This is a genomic window from Agrobacterium sp. 22-210-1 (assembly GCF_053522525.1).
Genome location: NZ_JBNWCI010000002.1, coordinates 1076367 through 1100277 on the forward strand (window position 1 = coordinate 1076367; position 23911 = coordinate 1100277).

Below are 23911 nucleotides of genomic sequence, written 5' to 3' on the forward strand. Positions count from 1 at the left end.
GTGGGTCATAGCCGGGCCGCAGGCCGGCCCAGGCGTCATTTTGGTTAAGGGTGAGAGAAGCGGTCGGTGCCGGCCGCTTATTTTGTCCAGGGTTTGCTTTTCCAGAGCTCGGCCAGATTGGCGTTGCCCTTCTTGAGCGCCTCGGCAAATTCGGCCTGGGTCAGCGGCAGCGTCGTCAGTTCGCGCTTCTTGGCGTCGGCAAGATAATCCGGGTCCTTCAGCGCCTTCTGGAAGGCATCGACCAACTTTGCCTCCACATCCGCTGGCAGGCCTTTAGGCGCACCGAAACCGGCAAGCAGGCTGAACTGAACATTGTAGCCGGCTTCCTTGAAGGTCGGCGCATCAGGCGAGAGCGGCGAACGCTCTGCACCGGAGGTCACGAGCACACGCAGCGCGCCCGAACGGTTGTCGGCAAAGACCTCGTTGAGGTTCATGAAACCGAGCGTCACGTGGTTGCCAAGCATGGCGAGCCTTGCCGGCCCGCCACCGTTGAAGGGCACAAAATTGAGCTTCACGCCCGCTGCGTCTTCAAACAGCAGGGCGGTGATCTGGCTCGGATGGCCGATGCCCGTCACGCCGACGACGACCGGGTTCGCCTTGGCCGCCTCGGCAAATTCCTTGGCGGTCTTGATCGGCGACGCCTTGTTGACTGTCAGCGCCAGATCGCCGCCGATCTGGTTGGCGAGCGGCGTGAAGGCATCCTCCTTGTAGCTGGCATTGCCCTGCACGATCGGCGAATACATGGACGGGAAATTCAGCGCGCCGATGGTGTAACCGTCAGGCTTGGCATTGGCGATATAGGTCGCTCCGATCAACCCGCCGGCACCTTCGCGGTTTTCCACCACGACCGACGTGCCGAGATATTTTTCAAGATAGGGCACCAGCGCCCGCGACTGGATATCGGTGCCGCCGCCGGCCGGATAACCGATGACGAGCGTCACCGGCCGCTCCGGATATTCCGCCGCCGCCCCTCCCGCAGCCAGCATTCCCGCCGCCGCCAGCATGCCAAACAGAGATGTCTTCAAACGCATATCTTTTCCTCCCCGATACGCTTTCACCGGGGATGCTAGGAAGAAGCCATCAACAACACAAATACCGAGTTTTCAAATTACCCATACAAATCTTTTATGGGTTGAGCGAAGGCTCACGCCTTGCGACCGACCGCAACAGGTCTCGAAACAGCCTGAAGGTGCGCTCGTCCACCTCCCTGCCCTTCAGCAGATGGATGGAGCGATAGATAACCGGATCGGTTATATGCGCGGCCTGAAGCTGGCCAGCCTCCTGCTCCTGCTGAACCGAATTCCATGACAGAATCGTCGCACCGATGCCGGCGCTGACGGCGCGTTTGATCGTATCCTGCCCGTCAATTTCCATAGTCACGTTCAGTATAATGCCGGCACGGGCGGCAGCCTCGTCTATCGATACGCGCAGCGGATTGTCCTTTGGCGGCAGAATAAGGTCGAGCTTTGCGGCCCCCTCAAGCGGCATCGCCCTGCCGAGTGGCCTTGACGACACGGCAAACAGGCTCTCCTTGACGATAAGATCGTCTGCCTTTTCCTCCGCACCGACAAGCGCGACCGCCATATCCACCTTGCCAAGACGGATGAGGCGCAGCGATTCATCATTGCGCGCCTCTATCAGCCGCAATGAGACCTTGGGCATCGAAGCGGCAACCTCGCTGATGATGCTCGGCGCAAAGGCGGTCGCCCAGGAGGGAATGAGGCTCAGTCGGACCACCCGCTCATCCAGATAGGCCATGGCGCGGATTTCCGCCTCCGCCTGCCGCACCCTCTCGGTAATCTCCCGCGCATGGGAAAGCAGGATTTCACCCTTCTCCGTCGCCTTCACGCCGCGCGCCAGCCGGTGCAGCACGGGAAACCCCACCAGCCTTTCCAGTTCCGTGATGTGGTGGCTGAGCGCCGGCTGGGCGATGCCCAATTGCCGCGCCGCAGCCGACATGGAGCCGCAATCGGCAATCGCGACCAGATATCGCAGCCTGCGCAAATCCAACATGCCCGCTTAAACCTCCCGCCAGTTCGAGAGGTGATCATGACACCAAATCGCCGCCATGACCTAGGGCAAAAAGCCCTTTTCCGCGAAAGGTGGGCAATGGGCCAAGTGATGGGGTAAGACAAGATTCTTATGACAGCGGGCCAAGGCTTTTCTCCGCTTCTTCCCCATGACACGGTCTCGGCTGCGATGGGGAGCGGGATGGATCCTAAGACCGGTATTTTGCTCAAGCTGACGGCCATGCTGGCATTCACAGTCATGTCCGCCTGCGTGAAGGGTTTGGACGGGGCGATCCCGGTCGGCGAAGTCGTATTCTGCCGGGGATTTTTTGCGCTCATTCCCCTCTGTCTCTGGTTCGTCGCCTCGTCCGAGCGGATAACCGTGCCCGCCACGAAGAATATAGGCCGCCTGCTTGCCGGAAGCTCGGCCGGGCTCGGCGGCATGTTCTTCGGCTTTCTGGCGCTCGCCTATCTGCCGCTGGTGAATGTCACGGTGCTGAGCTACACAACGCCGCTTTTCACCATCATGCTGGCGGCGCTGCTTTTGCGCGAAAAGGTGCGGATTTACCGCTGGTCCGCCGTGCTCACTGGCTTCATTGGCGTCTTTATTACTTTATCACCCAATCTGGTCTTTGATGCCGCATCAGGCCCCGCCCGGATCGACGGCGTTGCGATGATCGGAACCGCACTGGCGCTGACCGGTGCGCTTTGCGCCGCCTTTTCCTCCATCGCCGTCCGCCATCTGAACAGCATCGAAAAGCCGTCGCGCATCGTTCTCATCTATACGCTGACGGGTGTGATGGCCGGCCTCGCCACGCTCGGATTCGGATGGAAGATGCCGGATTTTCACCAGTTCCTGCTGCTCGCTGGCGGCGGCCTTGCCGGCGGCATCGGCCAGATCGCCATGACGCTCAGCCTGCGCCACGCCCAGGCCTCGCTGCTGGCGCCGTTCGACTATACGACGATGATATGGGCAATCGCCCTCGGTTATCTCTTCATGGCCGAAGTGCCGACGGGTGCGACCATCATTGGCGCCTTGACGGTCATCGCCGCCGGACTTTTTGCCATGTGGCGCGAAAACCGGCTGGCGAAACAGGCCCTCAGGGAGCCGAAAGCGTCAGCTGTTCCGTAACGCGCTTTTTGTGCAGCCGTCTTTCCCGCCACAGCGTGAACAAACCGGCGGCAACCACGATAGAAGCCCCCAGAATGGTCGTCAGGGCCGGAACCTGATCCATGAAGGTGTAACCGATCAACAGCGCCCAGATCATCGTGGTGTAATCGAACGGCGCCAGCAGCGAGGCCTCGGCATAACGCAGGCTGAGCGTCACCAGTATCTGCGCGGTTCCGCCAATGAGACCGGTGCCGATCAGCAGGGTCCATTGCCACGCGGTCGGCATTTTCCAGCCCATGCCGATGCTCGCGAAACCAATGACGGTGGTGAGCAGGGTGAAATAGAAGATGATTGCGCCGGTATTTTCCGTCTGCGTCAGATGTCGGATCTGAATCATCGATATGGCGGAGAAAAGAGCCGCCGCCAGACCGAACAGGCCGCCGAGCATGGCTACGCCGGAACCGGAAGCGACATCCGAAACATCGAAGGAAAAATGCGGCGACAGGATCAGCACGATGCCGCACAGCCCGACGACCACCGCCGTCCAGCGGTAAATCCTGACGACTTCCTTGAGAAGCAGCACCGCCAGAATGACGGTAAAGAGCGGTGTCGCGTAGCTGATGGCCGTCGCATCGGCCAGCGGGATATAGGCGAGCGCCAGATAGCTGAAGACCATGCCGCCGGTGCCGGAAAAACTCCGCACCAGATGGCCGCCAATATGGCTGGTGGCCACCTGCCTTCGGAAACTGCCCTGCACCGCCATCCATAGACAGAGCGGCAGCATGGCCACCGCCGACCTGAAGAAGACGACCTGCCCGATGGGTATCTCGCCCCTGAGGCTGCTGATGCAGGCACCCATCAGCACCAGAGCGAGCGCTGCGGAGATTTTGAGGAGAATGCCTTTGCGGGAATCCATGGTTCGTTCCTTCGGACGTCTTTGAACCGTTTCACCACGCGGCGGCGGGATATCAAACCGGAAAGCAATGTCCATAGGAACTTCGTCTGACCCCATCAATCCCGCCCCCATGGTAGCTATTGCTGATGGACAGGGTGCGGATTCCGCTCCGCCCGCCGCCGTGGGGACAAAAAAGACGTTGGAAACCAATATGGATCTGGAAAAGATCAAGAAACTGATCGAGTTCGTCGGCTCTTCGCGAGTGTCCGAATTGACCGTGAGCCAGGAGGGAACCACGGTCCGGATCATCCGCGAAAACAATGCTGTTTCACCGCAGGCGCCATCATCGCAGCCTCGGCCCGTTGCGGTAGCCGAAACGGCATCCGAGACACCCCGCGCCGAAGAGCAGGCGCCGGCATCCGCCGCAGCCGTACCGGCGTCATCCGGCATCGTCGCGGCACCCTCATTCGGCCTTTTCCATCGCGCCCCGAGCCCGGGTGCGGCGCCTTTCGCCGAAGCCGGCGATGAGGTCAGGCAAGGACAGGAACTCTTCATCATCGAGGCGATGAAAGTGTTCAACACCGTGAGGGCCGAGCGAAGCGGCAGGATCGCCAGATTTATCGCCAATGACGGCGAAGACGTCGAACTTGGACAGCCGGTGCTGGAGTTCGAATGATGGATGCGACACTCCCAAAGGTGGCTGAGCCAAGAACATTCGATAGCGTCCTGATCGCCAATCGCGGCGAGATTGCCTTGCGGGTGCAGCGCGCCTGCCGTGAACTCGGCCTGAAGACGGTCATGATCTATTCGGAAGCCGATAGGGATGCCGACTATCTGAAGGCGGCCGATACCGCCATCTGCATCGGCCCGGCATCGCCCGGCCAGAGCTACCTCAACGCGCCGGCCATACTGCTTGCGATGGAGCTGACCGGCGCTGGCGCGGTTCACCCCGGTTATGGTTTCCTGTCCGAAAGAGCATCTTTTTCGGAAGCCGTGGAGGCGGCAGGGGCGGTCTTCATCGGCCCGCACGCCGACGCCATCCGCACCATGGGTGACAAGATCGCGGCGAAGCGGGCGATGATGGAAGCAGGCGTGCCCTGCGTTCCCGGCCCAGATTCCGCCCTGCCGGATGATATGGCGGAGGTTTCGAAAATCGCCGCCGAAATCGGTTATCCCGTCATCGTCAAGGCGGCCGGCGGCGGCGGCGGGCGCGGCATGCGTGTCGTGCGCGAAGCCTCCGCCCTTCAGGATGCCGTTCTCGTCACGCGTGAAGAAGCGAGCCGGGCCTTCGGGACACCGGAACTCTATATCGAGAAATTTCTCGAACATCCGCGCCATGTCGAAATTCAGGTTCTCTGCGATGGTCAGGGCGGCGGGGTCTGGGTGGGACTGCGCGACTGCTCCATGCAGCGCCGCCATCAGAAGGTCGTCGAAGAAGGCCCAGCTATCGGCATCCCGCCTGATGTCGCGGCTTTCGTCGGCAATCGCTGCGTCGAAGCCTGCCGCCAGATCGGTTATCGCGGTGTCGGCACCTTTGAGTTTCTCTACGAGAATGGCGAATTCTATTTCATCGAGATGAACACCCGCCTGCAGGTCGAACATCCGGTCACGGAAATGACCTCGGGCGTGGATCTGGTGCGCCAGCAGCTTCTCGTCGCTCTCGGCCATCCGCTGGAAATTTCGCAGGAGGATATCGTCTGCGAGGGCCATTCGATCGAATGCCGCATCAATGCCGAAGACCCTTACAACTTCATTCCCTGCCCCGGCCTGATCACGGCCCTTCACCTGCCGGGCGGCCCCGGCGTTCGCGTCGATACCCATGTGACGGCGGGTTATCGGGTTTCGGCTCATTACGATTCGCTGATCGCCAAGCTCATCGTCCATGCGCCGACCCGCGAGCAGGCGATCCTGCGCATGCGGCGCGCGCTTGGCGAAATGCGCATCGAAGGCGTTTCCACCAACCTGCCGCTGCACCGGGAAATATTGCAGGACCCGGCCTTTTCCGAAGGCGGCACGGATATTCATTACCTCGAGCATTGGCTTGCAGCGCGGAGTGCAAAGTGAAGCGACAGCCTGTTTCCATATCCCGCTACAGCGAGCCCGGCACGATTGCCGATCTTGCCGCTCACCTCGAACGCAACAACGTCTCCGCCATTGAAATAGAGACGCCGGATGGATCGTTGAAGATCGTCACCATGGCAGGCGGTCAGGCCCCTGCCGCACAGCGGCCCATTGAAGCGGCCAAAGTGTCGGCAAAGGCGGGGGATATTCTTGCCCGTGCACCGATGGCCGGCATCTTCACACCCGCACATCCGCAGCGCCCCGACCGGGTGGTTCAGGCCGGACAATCCGTGGTGAAAGGCGAGATCGTCGCATTTATCGCGGCCGGACCCGTGATCGTTCCAGTTATCGCCGAAAAAGCCGGCACCGTCAGCGAAATCGTGACGGAAACCGGCGCGCTTGTCGGCTATGGCTCCACCCTTCTCAAGACCGAAACATGATGGTGACGTCGATGAGCAACCTCCCGCTGAAAACGCCCCACCTGACCCTCGCCCATCTGGGCCTGCCGAAAATCTCGATGATCGGCAACAAGACGTTTCTGATCGAGGCGCCCGGCGAGCTGGACCTGCCCGCCCAGAGGCGCATCTGGGCACTGACACGCGCTTTGAAGGACCGCCCCGAGGTGCTGGAACTCATACCCGGCATGACCAACCTGCTGATCGTGCTACGCGGCACGCCTGAAGATGCCGGGCGTTTGCAGGACGAGCTTCTCGACATCTGGCAAACAACCGCGGAACTCGATCTTCTCGGCAAGACCATCGAGGTGCCGACGACCTATGGCGGTGAACACGCCATCGACCTTGCGGCGATCTGCGATTATTCCGGCCTGCCGGACAAGGAAGTCGTGCGCCTGCATTTCGAGCGGACCTATACGGTTTTCGCCGTCGGTAGTGCGCCGGGCTTCGGTTATCTCGGCGGCCTTGATCCGCGCATTTTCATGCCGCGCAAGAAAGTTCCGTCGCTTCGCATGTTGAAGGGCATGGTGACGATCGGCGGCATGCAGTCCGGCATCTCGGTTCTGACCGGGCCGAATGGCTGGAATTCGCTAGGTTTCACCGAAATCACCATGTTCGATGCCACCGCCGAACAGCCGGCGGTGCTGGCGCCCGGTGACCGCGTTCGTTTCCTTCCCGAAAGGATCGAACTATGATCCATATTCTTGCCTGCGGACCGCTGAACACCGTTCAGGATCTCGGCCGCGCCGGTTATCGCAATATCGGCATCACCGCCACGGGCGCGATGGACCCGATTGCGCTCAGGGTCGGCAATATTCTCGCCGGTAACGGCGAGGATGCCGCCGCGATTGAAATCCAGACCTTTCCGTTCCGCATCGAATTCGAAGAAGCGCTGACCTTCGCCGTAACCGGTGCGGATTGCGCCGCACGGCTCAATGGTACTGATCTGCCGCCTTACTGGTGCGCGCGGGCAGAAAAGGGTCAGATCCTCGAATTTTCGACGCCGCTTAAGAATGCGCGCGCCTATCTCTGCCTTCAGGGCGGCGTCGATGTTCCTGTGGTGATGGGATCGCGCAGCACCTCGCTTCGCGGCTCCTTCGGTGGCCATGAGGGACGCCATCTCACCACCGGCGACAGGCTGTCCGTTCTGCCATGCGAGCCACCGGCGCTGCCGGCAAGCGGCCTCGGCGTCATGCCGCTTGCCGATGCGATGCCGGATATGTTTCCGGTGTCCGACAATGGCGAATTGCTGCTGAGGGCCATTCCCGCCGCCGAACACGATCTTTTCGGCGAAGGTGCGGAACGTTTCTGGTCCGAAGCCTGGAAAATCACCTCGCAGAGCGACCGCACCGGCTATCGGCTGGCCGGCACGCCACTTATGCTTTCGGCTCCCGTGGAACTGCGCTCCTATGGCGTCATACCGGGTGTGGTTCAGGTACCGCCGGGCGGCGAGCCGATCATCCAGATGAGCGACGCCAACACCGCCGGCGGTTATCCCAAGATGGCGGGTATTATCGACAGCGATCTTTGGCGGCTCGGACAGGCGCGCATCGGCAGCCGCATCCGTTTCGTTCAGGCGACGGTGCGCGAGGCGCTGGAAGTCGAACAGGCGATCGACGCCTATTTCGCCGATATCCGCAAGACCCTGCCGCTGGTCACCGCCGCACTCGGCACGCTCGCAAAACGATAATCCTGAAGAACACGGAGAGGGAACCATGAAGATCGATGTTAATTCCGACATGGGCGAAGGTTTCGGCGTCTATAAGGTCTGCGACGACGAGAAGCTTATGGAAGTCGTCTCTTCGGCGAATATCGCCTGCGGCTTCCATGCCGGCGATCCGGAAATGATGGCGCGCATGGTGCGTCTCGCCAAACAGAACGGCGTCGGCGTCGGCGCACATCCGGGCCTCGCAGATCGTCTCGGCTTCGGCCGCCGCGAAATTCCCGTCGATGCGGAAGAAATGGAACAGCAGGTTCTCTACCAGCTCGGCGCGCTTTCGGCGATTGCCAGGGCGCAGGAGGTTGCGCTCTCCCATATCAGCTTCCATGCCGCCATGGGCAACATGATCAACCGCGATGCGGCGCTTGCCGAACGGATCATGAAAAAGATCAGGGCGGTCGATCCCAATCTCATCGTCTTTTCGATGCCTGATATGCTGATCGAAAAGGCGGCGCTGGATTGCGGGCTGAAGGTGCTCAACCTCTTTCTCGCCGACCGGGCCTATGATGTGAAGGGCCAGCTTGTGCCACGCAAGCTGCCAAATTCCGTCATCAAGGAAGAGGGAAAAGTTCGCGCGCGGGTGCGCCAGTTTCTGCAAAAAGGCACGGTCACGACCATCGAGGGCGAGACCATTCCCGTTCGCGCCAGATCGATCCTCGTTCATAGCGACACACCTGGCTCGCTGGAGCTTGCGCGCACGGTGCGCAGCGAGGTGGAGGCCTGTGGCGGTAGTGTCGTGCCGGCTCGCGAAGTGGTCGCCTGAAGCGGGATACGCCTCATATTCTGAAGCACAAAAATTACGGCACCGCATTCCATGTCTGGAGCGCGGTGCCGTAATTTTGTCGGCTATGGAATACGGCAAGGATTTCGATCCGTCGCCAGCCGGGCCGCCTGAGCGACCCGGCCGCGAAATCGTCAATTCAGCTGGATCACGTGATTGCTGTCGCTCATCCAGCTCAGTCTCACCCGGTCGCCAGCGGCGCTGACGGCATTGGTGAAACCTTCCGTCTGGGTCTGCCGGTAGGCGATCATCGGCTCGCCATTGTCCAGCCGCAGGTAATAATGCAGCATGAAACCGCGATAAACGACCTGCTCCACCCGCGCCGTGGTGGAATTGCCGGCGTTTTCACCTGCGTCCACCGCAAGCGGTGAGACCGAGATTGCTTCGGGGCGAACGGTCACGACGACCTTGTCGCCCTGAACCGCCCCCATATCCTCGACATCGAGCCGCACGCCGGAACCGGTGACCAGCCTTGCGGAACGACCATTGCGCTCCGCCACGCGCGCCTCGAAGAAGTTCGAGGCGCCGATGAAACCGGCGACGAAGCGGGTCAGCGGCTTCTGGTAGATTTCACCGGCCGGGGCGATCTGCTCGAGATTGCCGTCACGCATCACGGCGATCTGGTCCGCCATGGTCAAGGCCTCATCCTGATCATGCGTCACCATGATGGTTGTCAGCCCTAACCGCTGCTGCAGGCTGCGGATTTCAACCTGCATGCTTTCCCTCAGGCCCTTGTCGAGCGCGCCGAGTGGCTCGTCGAGAAGCAGCATCGAAGGTTCGATCACCAGCGCACGCGCCAGCGCCACACGCTGCTGCTGGCCGCCGGAAAGCTGCGCCGGCAGCCGGTCGCCGAAGGTGTGCAGCTGAACGAGATCGAGCGCCTGCTTCACCCGTCCTTCCCGATCTGCCTTCGAGATACCCCGCATTTCGAGACCGAAGGCGACGTTTTCGGCAACGGTCATATGGGGAAACAGGGCATAGTTCTGGAAAAGCATGCCGACATTGCGGCGGTGAACCGGGGTGCGCGTGGTCGGCTTGCCGCCGACCACGATTTCACCCGAGGTGGGATCGACAAGCCCCGCAATCATGCGAAGGCAGGTCGTTTTCCCGCAGCCGCTCGGGCCGAGAAGCGCCAGGATTTCCCCTGCCTTGACGGTAAGCGAAACATCATCGACGGCAACGACCTGACCGCTGTAATGCTTGGTCAGTCTTTCCAGGCGGACTTCTACGGATTTCATCAGCGTTCCTCAGCCGTTAAAGGTCTGGTTGTATTTTTCGAGCCATTGGGCGCGGCGCGGAATGATGTATTTCCAGTCCGGCGTGAAGAGGTTGAGCGATTCCATCTTCGCTTCCGGGTAGGCAAGGAACTTCGCCGTATCTGCACCGAACTCGATGCCCTTGACGGAGGGGGCGCTCAGCGTCGCTTCCGAGAGCATCTTCTGCACGCCCGGATCGAGGATGCGGTTGATATAGGCAAGCGCGAGATCGCGGTGCGGCCCGCCCTTGACGAGCGCGATGGAATTGATGCCGGTGAATGCGCCTTCCTTCGGGAAGGTCATGTCCAGCGGCACGCCCTTCTTGGTGTGCGGATAAACCGCCTTGGAATATTCGATACCGCCGAAATCCGCCTGACCCTGCGCCACCATCATCGTCTGCGCTTCCGCATCATAGATCGACAGCACGTTCGGCTTCAACTCGGCGAGTTTCGCCCAGCCGGCATCCGTATCATATTGCGCTTCTTTCAGCGGCTTGCCGGTCGCAAGGGCGGCCGCCACCATCAGCATCAGAACGCTCTGGGTGTTCTTCGGTGTGTTGAGAAGCATGCGGCGGGCATATTTCTTGTCGAACATCTGTTCGTAGCTTTCGAACGGCTTGCCCGTCGTCGGATTATAGAAAAGGCCGGCAATCGAAATCGCGAAACCGACGCCGAAATTGTCTTCGAAAAGATAGCGCGAATAGACATTCTTGAGGTTGGGGATTTCATCCGCCGGCAATTGCTCGATCAGGCCTTCCTCCTTGGCCTGCGGAACACCGACATCGTCCATCGACATCACGCTATATTGCGGATTTTCGCGGGTGGCGCGCAGCGTGGCGATATTGGCGAGCGTCGCGCCTTCGGTCGTCAGCACCCGGCACTTATATTCCTTTTCGAAAGCCGGGATCACTTCCTTCTTGATCAGCCCGCCCTGCGCCGAATTATAGACGCCGACATACATGGTGCGGTCCTGTGCGGAAGCCGCGGTGTAGAAATAGGGTGTGGCGAGCGCGCCTGCGGTGACTGTCAGGAAACTGCGCCGTTTCATGATGATGGTCTTGTCTGTCATTTCCGGTACCCCTCTTGTTGTTGATTTACATAGCCATTGCCCGGCGCAGACCCACCAGCCTGTCGAGGACGAGCACGACGGTCACCGCCAGAAGGATGATGATGGTGGACATGGTCGCGACCGAAGGATCAAAAACCGTGCCGATCTGGCGATAGAGAACGATGGGCACGGGCAGGTTCGCAGAATCGGCCAGCCACATCGAAACGGGATAATTGTCGAAAGAAACCATGAAGCAGAAGATCGAGCCGGAGGCGACGCCGGGCGCGATCTGCGGAAAGATCACCCGCGTGAAGGTTTTCCAGCGGGTGGCGCCGAGCGTGCGCGCCGCTTCCTCAAGGCTGACATTAACGAGCTGGAGGCTCGTCAGCACCGTGCGGATCACATAGGGCGACGTCACCACGGTATGGGCGATCAGAAGCTTCAGCTTGGTATCCATCCAGCCATAGCCGGAGAAAAGCTGCAGCAATGCTAGGCCGGTCACCAGCACGGGAAAGATCAGCGGCGAAAGCAGCAGCCCCTTCATCAGCGAGCGGCCGATGAATTTTCCACGGGAGAGAGCGAAGGCGGCGGGAACACCGAGCGCCAGCGAAAGAATGGTGGTCGCGACCGCCAGCGCCGCGCTGAAGGTGAGGCCGGCGGTGAATTCCTCGTTCTGCATCACCGCCGCATACCAGCGGAAGGTGAAACCCTGCGGCGGAAAGGTGACGAAATAACTGTCGGAGAACGAGATGGCGACGACGAGGATGATAGGTGCCAGGATGAAGACCATCATGGCGGCGGTAATCGCGTAGAGGATGATGGCGGACGTGCCGGTCAGCTTGTTGTTCATGACGCGCTTGCCTTGATACGACGCCCGCCGAGCAGCCGCATCGAGACGGCGTTGATCAGAATGACGATGAAAACGAGGATGGTGGCGATGGTGGCGCCGAACGGCCAGTCATAGACCGCGAGAACCTGCTGTTCGACCATGTTGCCGAGCATCTGCGAGCCGGGACCGCCGATCAAAGCGGGAATGACGTAGGATGCCGAGGCCAGAGAGAAGACCAGCGTGAAACCCGCGACCAGACCGGGAAGACTGAGCGGGAAGGTGATCCTCAGGAACACTTTCCAGGCGGGCGCGCCCAAAGTTCTGGCGGCCTGTTGCAAATTCGGATCGATCTTTCCGAGAGCCGAGGACAGCGGCAGCACCATCATCGGGAAGAAAATGTGCAGGGAGCCGATAATGACGGCGGCATCCGAAAACAGCAGCGTCATCGGACTGTCTATGATGCCCAGATTCATCAGCACGTAGTTCAAAAGGCCGGTCGGACCGTTACCGAGAATGAGCTGCCAGCCGTAAGCACGTACCACCACGCTGACGGCAAGCGGCGCAATCACGATTAGTGTAATGATACGGGTCGTGACGATATTGCCGCGCACGAGAACGGTCGCGACCGGATAGGCCAGTATCGCCGCAAGAACCGAGGTGATCAGGCTGATGCGGATCGTCGCCCAGAGCACCTTCTGGTAAAGATCGACCTCGAAAAACCTGACATAATGAGCAAGCGTGAAGGGGGAGCCGATCAGCCCCTGCGAATTCTGGGTCATGACGCTGAAGCTCATCAGCCGAACCGCAGGCCAGAAGAAAAAGATCAGCAGAAAGATCAGCAGCGGCAGGATGAGGATGCCGGGCGAAAACAGCCGACGCTCGAGGGCTTTCCAGCCGGAAACTCCACGGCGTGGCGGGGCATGTGGTTCCATGATCGCAATATCCGACATCTATACTCCCGTCGCGTTGAATACGGCACGAGGCATCGCGTTGACCCGAACGACGTGATCGTCCAAGCCTATGACTAGAATTTGCTGGGTGTGCTCCCTGTCGAGGTATCCGGTCTTTCGCCGGCACCTGTCGCATGTTTCTGCTTGCTCGCGTCGGTTACCTCTTTGGGTAATATTGCCCGACGCGTCGTTCCCTTAGTTGTTGTTGCAAGCTTAGGGGCTAAGCCGACGCCCTGCATAATAGTTTATTGCTCTTAGGTCATCGCATACGAGTATGGACCGAAGCAGCCGTTTGAAGCCGATGCATCAAAATCCCGTATGACCTCACATCGAAGTCGTATTGGGGAAACGGCCGAAAATTCCCGTAACCTCTTTGTCATGCACTGGCGTCGCGACGATGCCTGCCTTCACCGTCACAATCGGAAATAATCCATGCCCACCATCGCCCAACGCCTTAACAACGTCACCGTGTCGGCTTCGCTCGCCATGACCCAGAAAGCCCGCGATCTCGCCGCTCAGGGCATCAAGGTCATCAGCCTGTCTTCCGGCGAACCGGATTTCCCGACGCCTGCCCACGCTGTCGAGGCGGCGCATGCGGCAGCCCTTGCCGGCGACACGAAATATCCGCCAGCCGACGGAACGCCGGCGCTACGGGCCGCGATCCAGCGGAAGTTCAAGCGCGACAATAATCTGGATTACGATCCGAGCCAGATTCTGGTGGCGGGCGGCGGCAAGCAGATCATCTTCAACGCCATCATGGCCACTTGCGATCCGGGCGATGAGGTCGTCATTCCCGCGCCGTCGTGGATCAGCTATGCCGATATCGTGAAGTTCGCGGGCGCCGTGCCGGTGCCGGTGATTTGCCCGGAGAATAACGGTTTCCGCCTGCGGGCCGAAGATCTCGAAGCCGCCATTACCCCGAAGACCAAATGGCTGCTTTTCAACTTCCCCAATAATCCCACGGGCGCCGCCTGCTCGCGCGCGGAAATGAAGGAAATCGCCGAGGTCATGCTGCGGCATCCGCATGTCTGGATCATGACCGACGACATGTATGAGCACCTGATCTATGACGACTTCGAATTCTGCACCATCGCCGAAGTCGAGCCGCGACTCTATGACCGTGTTCTGACCGTCAACGGCGCATCGAAGGCCTATGCCATGACCGGCTGGCGCCTTGGTTTCTGCGGCGGCCCGAAGGATCTCATCAAGGCCATCAGCAACGTCAACACCCAAAACAGCGGCGGCGTCGCGACCATCGTGCAGGCCGCCGCCGTCGCGGTTCTCGACGGCCCGCAGAATCTGCTGAAGGAGCGCGCCGATATCTACAAGACGCGCCGCGATTTCGTACTCGGCAAGCTGGCCGAGATTGACGGCCTTCGCTGCCACAAGCCCGAGGGCGCCTTCTACATCTTCCCGAACATTGCCGCGCTGATCGGCAAGACGACGAAGGGCGGCACGAAGATCGAAAACGATACCGATTTCGTCATGGCGCTGCTCGCCGAACATCACGTTGCCACGGTGCAGGGCGCGGCCTATGGCCTCAGCCCCTTCTTCCGGCTTTCTTATGCCACCAGCATGGAAAACCTTGCCGAAGGCTGCGCCCGCATCGCCGAATTCTGCAATGGAATGAAATAGGGAGAACAGCATGTTGGGAGGAAGTGGCCGTGTCATCATGGTTTCCGGCGCATCGCGGGGCCTTGGCCTTGCGATCGCCAAAAGGCTTCACGAAGCCGGTTTCACCGTCGCGGCGGGAGCGCGAAATCCGGCCGCCGTTACGGTGACGGACCGGCTTTCGGCTGATCGCTACGATGCGGAAGAGGCTGGCTCGGCAGAGGCCTGGGTTGAGGCCGTTGCCGCCAGATATGGCCGGATCGACGGGCTGGTGAATTGCGCCGGCATCAACCCCAAAGTCCGGGTCATGGATGCGGGTGAAGAAAGCCTCGACCAGATGTGGCGCATCAACGTCAAGGGTCCGCTGAGGGTCACCCGCGCCGCCATTCCTCATCTCGTAAAAACCGGACAGGGCAGGGTCATCAATGTCGCCTCGCTGGCGGGTCGCCGCGTCGGCTCGAATGTCGGTTATGCCATGACGAAATTCGCCGTCGTCGCCCTTACCCACGGCATCCGCCAGGAATTATGGGACAGCGGCGTGCGCGCCACCGCCCTCTGCCCCGGCTATATCGCAACCGATATGACATCAGGCGAAACGGAAGTCAGCCGCGAAGACATGACCCAGCCGGACGATCTTGCCGAAATGGTGGAAACCCTGCTTCGCCTGCCGAACAACCTTTCGGTGGCCGAATTGCTGGTGAACTGCCGCAAGGAAGCCATGCTTTGATCTTTTCCACGCGCGGCACCGAGAAACGGTGCTGCGCTTGGCTTTAAAACCGGCCTGACCCTTTTATTTCAAGGTCTCCGCCAGTTGCAGCAATATTTCCTTCACGGCAAGCGCCGGCTCGGAGAGCGGTGTATTGTCCGATACGCAGAAGGACAGCGTTTCCTCGATCATTGGGCTCGCGATCTGCCTGACGACGATTTCCTCATTGGATTCCGCCACGATACGGTCGGCGATGGCTTTGGGCGTTATGGTCGCGCCAAGCCCGGCATCCACGCCGCGCGCGATGGTCCTTACCGATTCCAACTCCGCCATCACGATCAGATCCTTGCGGCTGCGGGTGAAGGCAAGATTGATGGCGCGGCGCACGAAATTATAGGTCGGTGGCAGAAGAAAGGGCAGATATGCCAGATCAGCGACTGTGATCGGCGCATCGCCGGGCTCCACGCCGAAGCTGCGATGCACGACCAGCACGAATTCCTCACGCAATAACGGCGTGAACTTGACACCCCGGATCGGCCCGGTGCCGTGAATCAGGCCCATTTCCAGACGGCCGTTCATGATCATCTGACTATAGGGCTGGCTGACGCTTTCCGTGATATGCAGGAGAATGCCGGGATGAAGCCGCTTGGTTTCCTCCATCAGACGCAGCGCCAATGTGGCTGCGCTGCTGAAGGGCGCCAGCCCGACTGATACCTTGCCGGAGAGTACCGCACCTGCCTCCAGAGCCTCTGCCTGTGCCTGCTCCATCTGTCGCAAAATCACCTGGGCATGCCTGTAGACGACCTTGCCGGCATCGGTCATGACCACGCCCTGCTGGCTTCGGGTCAACAACTTCTGACGGAAATGTTCCTCGATGCTCGCCAGCTGCTGGCTCAGCGCCGGCTGGGCGATATGCAACACATCGGCCGCTCTTGTTATGCTACCCATGTCGACAATCGTGATAAACGATTTCAGGCGCCTGATATCCATCTGCTGCTGCTTATCCCATTACTGCTTGCAGGGATAAGATGCGCAATTTGCCGATAATGTCCATCTTGCATTTCCCCGCCTGGCCCCGTCCGCATTGCGGCGCGGCGGCACTGACCATCCTGTGCGATCTGAGCGGTCTCACCGATAATGTTCGTGATGTGGTCGATGAACCGCCGGGCAATAAACCAGCCGGCCAAGGCCAAAAGCACCGCTGCCGTCATGATCTATGCGGTGCGCATGATTGCGCACCGCTGAATCGGAAAGCCCGGAACCCTTATTCCTGCAGGCGAAGAGCATTCCAGAAGCCCCGCAACTGGCCGGTCAATTGTGTGTAGATACCATAACGCCGCCGGTAATGCCGGACTTGGCCTTCATTCGGTTCGTAGGCACTCGCCACGCGCGTCATCGCCGCAACCGCTTCCTCATAACCGGGATGGAGACCGACCGCCACGGCCGCACCGATCGCCGCACCAAGCGCGCCCGTCTCGCGGGCTTCGGCGACACGCAGGGGAATTTCCAGCACATCCGCCATGATCTGCGGCCAATGCTGGCTGCGGGAACCGCCGCCGGACATCACGGCACTTTCGACCGGCAGGCCGGCTTCACGCAGGACGCCGATATGACGACGATGTTCGAAACAGACGCCTTCGAACAGGGCACGCAACATATGGCCTTCGCCATGCCACCCCGCCAGACCGTAGAAGCCGCCCCGGAATTCCGCGCCCAGCCGTGAACCGAAGATGAAGGGGTGAAAGAACGGATCGTCGGCGCGCGGTGTAACCGAGCCGACCAGTTCGTTGCACCGGTCGAAGGCCTGATCGCCATGGTCGCCGCGAATGCGATGCACGTACCATTCGAGATTGGCGGCGGATGTGGCGCTGGATTCGATATTGACATAGCGGTCCCGGCCGAATGTCGTCACCATGAAGACGTCGGGGCTGATGACCGGTTTGTCGGCGAAAACCTGGTTGATGCTCCAGGTGCCGGCAATGATGGAAGCCTCTCCGGCATTGATGACGCCCGACCCCATGGCGCTGGAGACGACATCGAAATACCCGCCAATGACGGGCGTGCCTTCGGAGAGCCCGGTCGCTCCTGAAGCCTCGCTTGTGACGCGGCCGACGATGTCAGCCGATTCCACGAGGCGCGGGAAAAAGGCAGCGGCATCATCAAGCCCATAAAGCGACAGGAGTTCCCGGTCGAGCTTCGCTTCAGGCAAGGCAAGCAATCCCGCACCGCTGAGGTCGGAAATGTCATTGGCAAGGCAGCCGGTCAGACGGAAATTGACGAAATCCTTGCAGAACAGCACCGTGCCGGTCTGTGCATATATGTCAGGCGCATGCCGTTTTACCCAGGCAAGCAGGCTGGGCGTTTGCGCAGGCCATGGCCGCTGCAGGCAGCGGGCCTGCAATAAATCTCCGCTTTTCCGGTCAAGCTCGGCCGCAATATCGGCGGCACGACTATCAAGCGACTGGATACCGAGCAGCGGCTGTTGCCCCTTGTCCAGCAGGTAAAGACCATTGCCATGACCGGCGCAGCCCACCGCCACAATGCTGCGGGGATCGACCGAAGATTTTACCAGAAGCTGGCGGATCGCCTCGCAACCATTGCGCCATAATTCCTCAAGATCACGCTCGACATAACCGGGCTGCGGAAATGTCGAATGACCGTCGATGGCATGTTGTGCGACCTGCCGGCCCGCCGTGTCGAACAGCACGGCCTTGATGACCGTGTTGCCGACATCCAAACCCAATATATGATTTTTCTCAGCCACGATTATAGATGTCCCATGCTTCCTCACCGCTCGCACCCTCATGGATGATGCCCATCAGGGCCGCAACAACAGCCTTCGGATTGTCATGCTGATAGATGTTGCGACCATAAACCAGTCCATTCGCCCCTTGAGCCATCAAGGCCGCCGATTTTGCCAGCACGTTGCGCAAGTCCTCTCGCCCCCCGCCCCGCACCAGCACCGGGCAGCGCGCCGCTTCGATCACCCGGTGAAAATCCTGTGGGTTGCTGGTGGGATCGGCCTTGATGATATCGGCGCCCATTTCCGAGGCAAGACGCACCAGCGTAACGATCTTTTCGGCGTCGCCATCCACTTGATAACCGCCCCTGATATCATTCGGCAGCATCACCAGCGGCTCGATCATCAGCGGCATGCCGAACCGGTGGCAATCGGCGCGCACACGGCTAATATTTTCGACACATTGGCGAAACAGTTCCGGCTCATCCGGCAGCATGAACAGGTTCACGACAACGCAGGCGGCATCCATTTCCAGCGCGCCGATGATCGGATCGTGATAATTCTGAAGCTGCGACCACATGGTTCTGTGGCGCGTGGAATTATAGGGGTTACCCATATCGATGCGCATGACGAGGGCCGGCTTGTCCCGCTCCGGCCTCTGCTGCAACAGATCTGCCTGCCCGTAGACCATCTGGATTGCGTCGGGACCTGCCTCCACCAGCTTTTCGACGGTCTGCGGCATATCCTCAAGCCCGATGAGAAAACTCGGCTCGTTGCAAACCCCGTGATCGATGGCCACATCAAGGCATCCGCCATTGCGGAACAACCGGTTCATGCGCGCCTTTTTCGAAATCCGCATCATCATGCATTCTCCTTGCATCTGTGTTGAAGCATTGCCGGACTGACCCCATAAAAGGTCTCCAGCTCATGAATAAGCCGCTGCCGCTCGCCCGCCGCATGGCTCGATGACCAGCCCAGTTCGCGTGCCGTGACGCCGAGGACTGCGTCGATCAGATCGGCGTTGATGCGGCCGGTTATGGCAAGCGTGGTTCGCCGCAGAATGAGATCGGTCAGGTGCCGGACATGTTCGGAACGGATCAGCCAGATAACTTCCGCAGCTGTGACGGGCAGTTTTTCGCAAAGTGGCGTGTCATCCGGGCGGCCCCGGCAAAAGCCCATCACTTCAAGCGCGCGTGAACCATAGGCCGACGCCAGATGTTCGGCCCGGTCCCCGCCGATCGAAAACTCCTCCGATAGTAAGGCCGGCAGGCGTCCGGCACCGGTCGGAAAATTCCTGCCACCGCCGATTGGGCGACCTATCGTGCCGGTCAGCCGCTTGCGTCCGAGAAAGGCCAGAACCTCGTCGGTCACCTGTTCGCCAAAAGCCCTGAAGGTTGTCCACTTGCCACCGATCATGCAAAGCTGCGGCGGATCGCCGGCGACGCGGTGAATGAAATGGCTGCGCGATATTCTTCCGGTAAAGGCGGCATCGCTGCGCGGCAGCGGGCGTATGCCGCTGAAACTGAAGACGATGTCGGAATGGTCGATAGCGATATCCGGAAAAACCTGTCGGATCGCATCGAGAATATAGTCGCGCTCCTCCGGCTCGCATCGCACCCTCTCAGGACGATCCACTTTGATATCGGTCGAACCCGCGAGAACACGGCCGAGATAGGGAAAGAGGATACAGACGCGATTATCGGCATTCTCGAAAAAAATCATATGCCCGTTCAGGGCTTTGAGAAGCGCCTCATTCGCCAGGATCAAATGTGATCCCTTGGTGCCGGAAACGGTAGGCTTTGCCTTTTCCGCAGTCGGAGCCTCCGCCAACGCACCGATCGTCTCGTCGATCCAAGCACCCGTCGCATTGACGATGATCCGGGGCCGGACAGGCAGGGTTTCCTCCGTTTCCTCCACCCGAAGACGATAGTCATCCCCGGTGCGAACCAGCTCCACATAGTTGAGCGCAAGGCTTTGCGGTGCATCGGTCGAGGTATCGATGAGGAGTTCCAGCGCAAGCCGTTCAGGCTGGCTTATCCATGCATCGTAATAGGTCGCTGAATATCTGATATCAGGTGTCAGGCCCGGCCAATGCTGCAGCGTCTTGCCGGCGCTGCGAAACTCATGGCGGGGGAGAATGCGGTTTTTACGGGTTACAAAGTCATAAAGCGTGAGACCCGCCTTGATGGCTAGCGCCCCCCGGCTTGCGGGTTTGCTGCCGGAGCCGAAAAATGTCGCCGCTGCATTGAACAGCCCGCTGAAAGTCGAGAATATCGGAATCGTCGTTGGCAGCGGATGAACCATGTGCGGCGCGAGCGTCAGCAGCGCATCGCGCTCCCGCAGCGATTCCGCCACGAGGCCGAATTCGCCGTTTTCGAGATAACGAAGGCCGCCATGGATCATGCGTGAGGGCGCGGCGCTGCAGCCGGAGGAAAAATCATTGCGCTCGACCAGCAGTACCCGCAACCCCTGCAATGCGAGATCGCGATAGGCGGCGATGCCGTTGATGCCGCCGCCGATGACGACGGCATCGAAATCACCATCTTGCCGGATGCGACGCAGAGCGTCCTCGCGAAAACTGGGCATAGAAATACCGTTCGCTGGCTGATGACCAGCGTCCCAATGTTGTTGACCGTTTAAAGCGACAGGAAAGACGGGCGGCGAAAATTATGTGTTATTCGCCGGAAGACCCGTCCCGACTACGTGTTCAGCTATCAAGCCCCACAAGATGTTCGGCGACGCCGGCGCTGATGAGGGCCACTTCACTGTCCGTGAGGCGCAGGCGGGCTGCCGCGGCATTTTCAACCGCCTGAGCCGGGTCACGTGCACCGCACAGCGAAAATGTGATGCCTGGCTGAGCAATCGTCCAGGCAATCACCACCTGTGCCACCGAGGCACCGTGCCCAGCCGCCACCGGTTCCAGCACACCCATCAACTGCGCGATCTTCTGACGGTTCGACTGGCTGAAACGGGGATTGCCATGGCGTTGATCATCCTCTGCAAATACCCGCTCAGGTCCGACCTTGCCCGATAACAGACCGAGCGCCAGCGACGAATAGCTGAGCACGGAAACGGCGTTCTTTCGGCAAAGCGGCAGGAGCGTCGTCTCGATATCCCGCTTCACCATGGAATATTCTTCCTGAATGGCATCGAGCGCACCGTTGGCGATATAGGCCTCCAGATCGTCGGGCGAGACATTGCTTGCTCCGATCGAGCGTATCTTCCCCTCCTCCTTAAGCCGCACCAGGGCATCAACCGTCTCGGCAATTGGGGTCGTCGCGTCCTGCCAATGGGTGACGTAGTGGTCGATATAATCGGTTCCGAGCCGCTTCAGGCTCTCTTCAACCTCATGCCGGATCGACGCCGCGCCGAGATAACGGTGAACAGGCTTGCCATCCTGATGGAAGAAATAAGCGCCCTCATTCACATGCCAGACGAGCCCGCATTTGGTGACAAGCACCACCTTGTCGCGCCGACCGGCAATCGCCTTGCCGACGATGGTTTCCGCAAGCCCCATGCCATAGGCCGGTGCGGTATCGATGAGGGAAATGCCGGCATCGATGGACGCTTGAATGGCGGCGATGGATTGCCGCTCATCAGTACCGCCCCACATCCAGCCGCCGATGGCCCAGGTGCCGAGCCCCACAACTGAAGCGTTGATGCTGCTGCCGCCAATCGTCCGGGTCAATATGGAATTGTCCGTCACGAAATTTCCCCTTCTTCCTGATCCAGTAAATAGCCGGCGATAGCCTCGTCCACGACGAGCGAGGTCAGATATCGGCCGGCAAGCGTGGCTGCCACCGGTCCTGCCTTGATGGCGCCTGCCGCCACACCAATGATGTTCGGGCACCGGGCGAGCTGCCCGGGGTCCAGCGCCACCACGCGCGAGTTAAGATCGATGCGCGCCAGCTGCCCGTCCGCCATGGTGAGGTGGGCGAGGAATTCCCCGGCAATGCCCGCATCCACCAGCGCCTGCCCGCCACGGGCCACATCCGGCAGAAGATCGTAATAACCGGAACCCGGCGCCTCCACCGAACCGATACCGACCAGCGCCACCTGCGCCTGCCGCGCCAGATCAAACACTTCGCGGATTGATGCGACATTCATCAGGAGATCGCGCTGTTCCTCGTCCTCGGCAAACAACGGCGCATGCAGAAGCGACGCGCTGCCGCCAAGCTTTTCCGCCAGCTGCGTGGCAAGATGATTGACATCCGTATAATGCTTGCCCTGCACACCGCCGGTCAGCGGCACTACCCGCACATCGAAACGGCGCTCCGCCTCCAGATTGTCGACAACCGCACTTACCGCCTTGCCACCGGTAATCGCGATCACGTCGCCATCCCGAATCGTCTCCAGCAAGTGATTGGCGGCCACCCGCCCGACCATCTGCAGCGCGGTTTCGGGATTGTCGGAAACGGTCGGCGTCACCACCGATTGCCTGAGACCGAAACGGCGGGTGATCTCGTTTTCAAGGTCCACCAACCGCTGATAGGGGCTGGCGATGGTGATCTTCACCATGCCGGCCTTGCGGCCCGCAGCAATCATGCGGTTTACCTTGGTATGGGAAAGATTGAGCCGCTCGGCGATCTCCGACTGTTTTACACCCTCGATGAAATGCAGCACCAGGACGGAATATACCTGTCTCTGTTGATCGAAGTCGTCCTTGATATCCAGCATGATCGTCTTTCTCCAGTTACCTTCGGGCGTTCAATGCGCGCTCGATGGGCGCTCAGCGGCGACGCCTGACCAGATAGTGGTCGAACAGAACCGCCGTCAGCAATATGCTGCCCCTGATGATGTCCTGCCAGTAGACAGACACATTGAGCAAGGCAAGCGAGCTTGAAACGACCGACAAAAGGATCGCCCCGAGGATTGCGCCAAGAATGGTGCCGGAGCCGCCCGAAAGGCTGGCGCCGCCGATGACCGCCGCGGCAATCACGTTGAGTTCCATGCCGATGCCGAAGCTCGGCTGGGCAGACCCGAAGCGAGCCATGTAGATCACACCTGCAACGCCGGCCAGCATCGAACACAATGTGGTGGTGGCGAATACCACCCGGCCGACGCGGATGCCGGAATAGGCCGCCGCCTTGGGATTGCTGCCCGTATAGAACACCTTGCGGAAGGCGGTCGTGCGTCGCAGCAATAGATCGAACGAGACGACCACCACCGCGAAGATGATCAGCACCAGCGGAATGCCGCCGAGCGCACCCTGGCCGATGAACTTAAACTCCGGCGGCAGGGAAAAGAGGCCGAGCGGACGACCGCCCGTTGCCAGCAGGCAGACGCCGCGAGCAATCACCATGACGCCCAGCGACACGATGAAATGATGCAGGCCGATCACCGTCGTCAGGAAGCCCATGGCCATGCCGACCAATGTCGTCAGACAGATCGCCAGCCCGGCGGCCACCCAGGGATCGACACCGTTGAGGAACAGCCAGCCGGCCGCAACCATGGCAAGTGCCGTGACGGAACCGACCGAGAGATCGATGCCACCGGAGATCAACAGGATCGTCATGCCAACCACGACGATGCTTTCGATGGCGAAAACCATGGCCATGGCCCGCAGATTGTCCACGGTCAAAAAATACGGCGATATGAACGACATCACCGCAAAAAGCGCGAGGATGATGACGATCAGCCCGGTTTCCCGCGCTTTCAGCGCCGGCTCCCACCATGCAGTACGGCGAACCGCCGTCTCGGCAAGGCTTGAAGGTGTTTCTGATGTTGCCATTTTCCCGCT

Annotated in this window: 23 protein-coding genes; 9 read left to right on the plus strand and 14 right to left on the minus strand. The window is 60.3% G+C overall.

Features of this window, described 5'->3' with window-relative positions; all coding sequences use genetic code 11:
- Positions 1–77 precede the first annotated feature (77 nt).
- Positions 78–1031: a tripartite tricarboxylate transporter substrate binding protein gene (locus ACQZ5F_RS17965; RefSeq protein WP_225338870.1), complete on the minus strand. Its 954-nt coding sequence runs from the start codon at positions 1029–1031 to the stop codon at positions 78–80.
- 94 nt (positions 1032–1125) lie between these two features.
- Positions 1126–2013 (minus strand): LysR family transcriptional regulator, encoded by an 888-nt coding sequence (locus ACQZ5F_RS17970; RefSeq protein WP_225338871.1) that lies wholly within the window; start codon positions 2011–2013, stop codon positions 1126–1128.
- Between the two features lie 198 nt (positions 2014–2211).
- Between ACQZ5F_RS17970 and ACQZ5F_RS17975 the strand changes: the two genes are divergently transcribed.
- Positions 2212–3141: a DMT family transporter gene (locus ACQZ5F_RS17975; RefSeq protein WP_448730583.1), complete on the plus strand. Its 930-nt coding sequence runs from the start codon at positions 2212–2214 to the stop codon at positions 3139–3141.
- Here the strand turns inward: ACQZ5F_RS17975 and ACQZ5F_RS17980 are convergent.
- Positions 3110–4036: a DMT family transporter gene (locus tag ACQZ5F_RS17980; protein WP_225338873.1), complete on the minus strand. Its 927-nt coding sequence runs from the start codon at positions 4034–4036 to the stop codon at positions 3110–3112. The genes ACQZ5F_RS17975 and ACQZ5F_RS17980 overlap by 32 nt on opposite strands.
- Positions 4037–4226: 190 nt before the next feature.
- Between ACQZ5F_RS17980 and accB the strand changes: the two genes are divergently transcribed.
- Genes accB through ACQZ5F_RS18010 form a run of 6 tightly spaced genes read left to right on the plus strand, consistent with a single transcriptional unit; the run spans position 4227 to position 9014 of the window.
- Entirely contained in the window at positions 4227–4691 is a 465-nt protein-coding gene (accB, locus tag ACQZ5F_RS17985) for an acetyl-CoA carboxylase biotin carboxyl carrier protein (RefSeq protein WP_225338874.1), read from the plus strand.
- Entirely contained in the window at positions 4688–6079 is a 1392-nt protein-coding gene (accC, locus tag ACQZ5F_RS17990) for an acetyl-CoA carboxylase biotin carboxylase subunit (protein WP_225338875.1), read from the plus strand. The genes accB and accC overlap by 4 nt, the downstream gene beginning before the upstream one ends.
- Positions 6076–6516 carry an acetyl-CoA carboxylase biotin carboxyl carrier protein gene (locus ACQZ5F_RS17995; RefSeq protein WP_225338876.1) on the plus strand — a complete coding sequence of 147 codons (441 nt, stop codon included), beginning with the start codon at positions 6076–6078 and terminating at the stop codon, positions 6514–6516. Before accC ends, ACQZ5F_RS17995 begins: the two co-directional genes overlap by 4 nt.
- On the plus strand, positions 6513–7226 hold the full coding sequence (pxpB, locus tag ACQZ5F_RS18000; RefSeq protein WP_225338877.1) for a 5-oxoprolinase subunit PxpB: 714 nt from the start codon (positions 6513–6515) through the stop codon (positions 7224–7226). Before ACQZ5F_RS17995 ends, pxpB begins: the two co-directional genes overlap by 4 nt.
- The gene (locus tag ACQZ5F_RS18005) at positions 7223–8221 is read left to right on the plus strand and encodes a 5-oxoprolinase subunit C family protein (protein WP_225338878.1); all 999 of its coding nucleotides are present in this window, start codon (positions 7223–7225) and stop codon (positions 8219–8221) included. Before pxpB ends, ACQZ5F_RS18005 begins: the two co-directional genes overlap by 4 nt.
- A 25-nt stretch (positions 8222–8246) precedes the next feature.
- Entirely contained in the window at positions 8247–9014 is a 768-nt protein-coding gene (locus ACQZ5F_RS18010; protein ID WP_225244009.1) for a 5-oxoprolinase subunit PxpA, read from the plus strand.
- A gap of 152 nt (positions 9015–9166) precedes the next feature.
- Here ACQZ5F_RS18010 and ACQZ5F_RS18015 read toward each other — a convergent pair whose 3' ends face one another.
- Genes ACQZ5F_RS18015 through ACQZ5F_RS18030 form a run of 4 tightly spaced genes read right to left on the minus strand, consistent with a single transcriptional unit; the run spans position 9167 to position 13114 of the window.
- Positions 9167–10270 carry an ABC transporter ATP-binding protein gene (locus ACQZ5F_RS18015; protein WP_225338879.1) on the minus strand — a complete coding sequence of 368 codons (1104 nt, stop codon included), beginning with the start codon at positions 10268–10270 and terminating at the stop codon, positions 9167–9169.
- 9 nt (positions 10271–10279) lie between these two features.
- Positions 10280–11356, minus strand: a complete 1077-nt coding sequence (locus ACQZ5F_RS18020; protein ID WP_059757965.1) for an ABC transporter substrate-binding protein — start codon at positions 11354–11356, stop codon at positions 10280–10282.
- A gap of 25 nt (positions 11357–11381) precedes the next feature.
- Positions 11382–12185: an ABC transporter permease gene (locus ACQZ5F_RS18025; RefSeq protein WP_225338880.1), complete on the minus strand. Its 804-nt coding sequence runs from the start codon at positions 12183–12185 to the stop codon at positions 11382–11384.
- Positions 12182–13114: an ABC transporter permease gene (locus tag ACQZ5F_RS18030; protein ID WP_174022889.1), complete on the minus strand. Its 933-nt coding sequence runs from the start codon at positions 13112–13114 to the stop codon at positions 12182–12184. Before ACQZ5F_RS18030 ends, ACQZ5F_RS18025 begins: the two co-directional genes overlap by 4 nt.
- Before the next feature lie 432 nt (positions 13115–13546).
- Here ACQZ5F_RS18030 and ACQZ5F_RS18035 point away from each other — a divergent pair, with 432 nt between their 5' ends.
- Positions 13547–14749 carry a pyridoxal phosphate-dependent aminotransferase gene (locus tag ACQZ5F_RS18035; RefSeq protein ID WP_225338881.1) on the plus strand — a complete coding sequence of 401 codons (1203 nt, stop codon included), beginning with the start codon at positions 13547–13549 and terminating at the stop codon, positions 14747–14749.
- 10 nt (positions 14750–14759) lie between these two features.
- Positions 14760–15452 (plus strand): SDR family NAD(P)-dependent oxidoreductase, encoded by a 693-nt coding sequence (locus ACQZ5F_RS18040; protein WP_225338882.1) that lies wholly within the window; start codon positions 14760–14762, stop codon positions 15450–15452.
- 63 nt (positions 15453–15515) lie between these two features.
- Here ACQZ5F_RS18040 and ACQZ5F_RS18045 read toward each other — a convergent pair whose 3' ends face one another.
- The 7 genes from ACQZ5F_RS18045 to ACQZ5F_RS18075 form a co-directional block, all read right to left on the minus strand.
- Positions 15516–16421 carry a LysR substrate-binding domain-containing protein gene (locus ACQZ5F_RS18045; protein WP_046799038.1) on the minus strand — a complete coding sequence of 302 codons (906 nt, stop codon included), beginning with the start codon at positions 16419–16421 and terminating at the stop codon, positions 15516–15518.
- A 274-nt stretch (positions 16422–16695) separates the two neighbouring features.
- Positions 16696–18195, minus strand: a complete 1500-nt coding sequence (locus ACQZ5F_RS18050) for an FGGY-family carbohydrate kinase (protein WP_448730582.1) — start codon at positions 18193–18195, stop codon at positions 16696–16698.
- On the minus strand, positions 18188–19030 hold the full coding sequence (locus ACQZ5F_RS18055; RefSeq protein ID WP_225338928.1) for a class I fructose-bisphosphate aldolase: 843 nt from the start codon (positions 19028–19030) through the stop codon (positions 18188–18190). The genes ACQZ5F_RS18050 and ACQZ5F_RS18055 overlap by 8 nt, the downstream gene beginning before the upstream one ends.
- Positions 19031–19032: 2 nt before the next feature.
- The gene (locus ACQZ5F_RS18060) at positions 19033–20757 is read right to left on the minus strand and encodes a glycerol-3-phosphate dehydrogenase/oxidase (RefSeq protein ID WP_225338884.1); all 1725 of its coding nucleotides are present in this window, start codon (positions 20755–20757) and stop codon (positions 19033–19035) included.
- 121 nt (positions 20758–20878) lie between these two features.
- Positions 20879–21877 (minus strand): aldo/keto reductase, encoded by a 999-nt coding sequence (locus ACQZ5F_RS18065; protein ID WP_448730581.1) that lies wholly within the window; start codon positions 21875–21877, stop codon positions 20879–20881.
- Complete coding sequence (locus ACQZ5F_RS18070; RefSeq protein WP_046799042.1) at positions 21874–22848, minus strand: sugar-binding transcriptional regulator; 975 nt, start codon at positions 22846–22848, stop codon at positions 21874–21876. Before ACQZ5F_RS18070 ends, ACQZ5F_RS18065 begins: the two co-directional genes overlap by 4 nt.
- A 52-nt stretch (positions 22849–22900) precedes the next feature.
- Entirely contained in the window at positions 22901–23902 is a 1002-nt protein-coding gene (locus ACQZ5F_RS18075) for an ABC transporter permease (RefSeq protein WP_142841687.1), read from the minus strand.
- Between the last annotated feature and the right edge of the window lie 9 nt (positions 23903–23911).

Excerpts from the sequence above, each read along its gene's own strand:
- ACQZ5F_RS18005 (WP_225338878.1), top strand. The coding sequence starts at position 7,223 with ATGATCCATATTCTTGCCTGCGGACCGCTGAACACCGTTCAGGATCTC.
- accB (WP_225338874.1), top strand. The coding sequence starts at position 4,227 with ATGGATCTGGAAAAGATCAAGAAACTGATCGAGTTCGTCGGCTCTTCG.
- ACQZ5F_RS18045 (WP_046799038.1), bottom strand. The coding sequence starts at position 16,421 with ATGGATATCAGGCGCCTGAAATCGTTTATCACGATTGTCGACATGGGT.
- ACQZ5F_RS17980 (WP_225338873.1), bottom strand. The coding sequence starts at position 4,036 with ATGGATTCCCGCAAAGGCATTCTCCTCAAAATCTCCGCAGCGCTCGCT.
- ACQZ5F_RS17970 (WP_225338871.1), bottom strand. The coding sequence starts at position 2,013 with ATGTTGGATTTGCGCAGGCTGCGATATCTGGTCGCGATTGCCGATTGC.
- ACQZ5F_RS18035 (WP_225338881.1), top strand. The coding sequence starts at position 13,547 with ATGCCCACCATCGCCCAACGCCTTAACAACGTCACCGTGTCGGCTTCG.
- ACQZ5F_RS18015 (WP_225338879.1), bottom strand. The coding sequence starts at position 10,270 with ATGAAATCCGTAGAAGTCCGCCTGGAAAGACTGACCAAGCATTACAGC.
- ACQZ5F_RS18055 (WP_225338928.1), bottom strand. The coding sequence starts at position 19,030 with ATGCGGATTTCGAAAAAGGCGCGCATGAACCGGTTGTTCCGCAATGGC.
- ACQZ5F_RS18040 (WP_225338882.1), top strand. The coding sequence starts at position 14,760 with ATGTTGGGAGGAAGTGGCCGTGTCATCATGGTTTCCGGCGCATCGCGG.
- ACQZ5F_RS17965 (WP_225338870.1), bottom strand. The coding sequence starts at position 1,031 with ATGCGTTTGAAGACATCTCTGTTTGGCATGCTGGCGGCGGCGGGAATG.
- ACQZ5F_RS18070 (WP_046799042.1), bottom strand. The coding sequence starts at position 22,848 with ATGCTGGATATCAAGGACGACTTCGATCAACAGAGACAGGTATATTCC.
- ACQZ5F_RS18060 (WP_225338884.1), bottom strand. The coding sequence starts at position 20,757 with ATGCCCAGTTTTCGCGAGGACGCTCTGCGTCGCATCCGGCAAGATGGT.
- ACQZ5F_RS18075 (WP_142841687.1), bottom strand. The coding sequence starts at position 23,902 with ATGGCAACATCAGAAACACCTTCAAGCCTTGCCGAGACGGCGGTTCGC.
- ACQZ5F_RS18030 (WP_174022889.1), bottom strand. The coding sequence starts at position 13,114 with ATGTCGGATATTGCGATCATGGAACCACATGCCCCGCCACGCCGTGGA.
- pxpB (WP_225338877.1), top strand. The coding sequence starts at position 6,513 with ATGATGGTGACGTCGATGAGCAACCTCCCGCTGAAAACGCCCCACCTG.
- ACQZ5F_RS18010 (WP_225244009.1), top strand. The coding sequence starts at position 8,247 with ATGAAGATCGATGTTAATTCCGACATGGGCGAAGGTTTCGGCGTCTAT.
- accC (WP_225338875.1), top strand. The coding sequence starts at position 4,688 with ATGATGGATGCGACACTCCCAAAGGTGGCTGAGCCAAGAACATTCGAT.
- ACQZ5F_RS18025 (WP_225338880.1), bottom strand. The coding sequence starts at position 12,185 with ATGAACAACAAGCTGACCGGCACGTCCGCCATCATCCTCTACGCGATT.
- ACQZ5F_RS18020 (WP_059757965.1), bottom strand. The coding sequence starts at position 11,356 with ATGACAGACAAGACCATCATCATGAAACGGCGCAGTTTCCTGACAGTC.
- ACQZ5F_RS17975 (WP_448730583.1), top strand. The coding sequence starts at position 2,212 with ATGGATCCTAAGACCGGTATTTTGCTCAAGCTGACGGCCATGCTGGCA.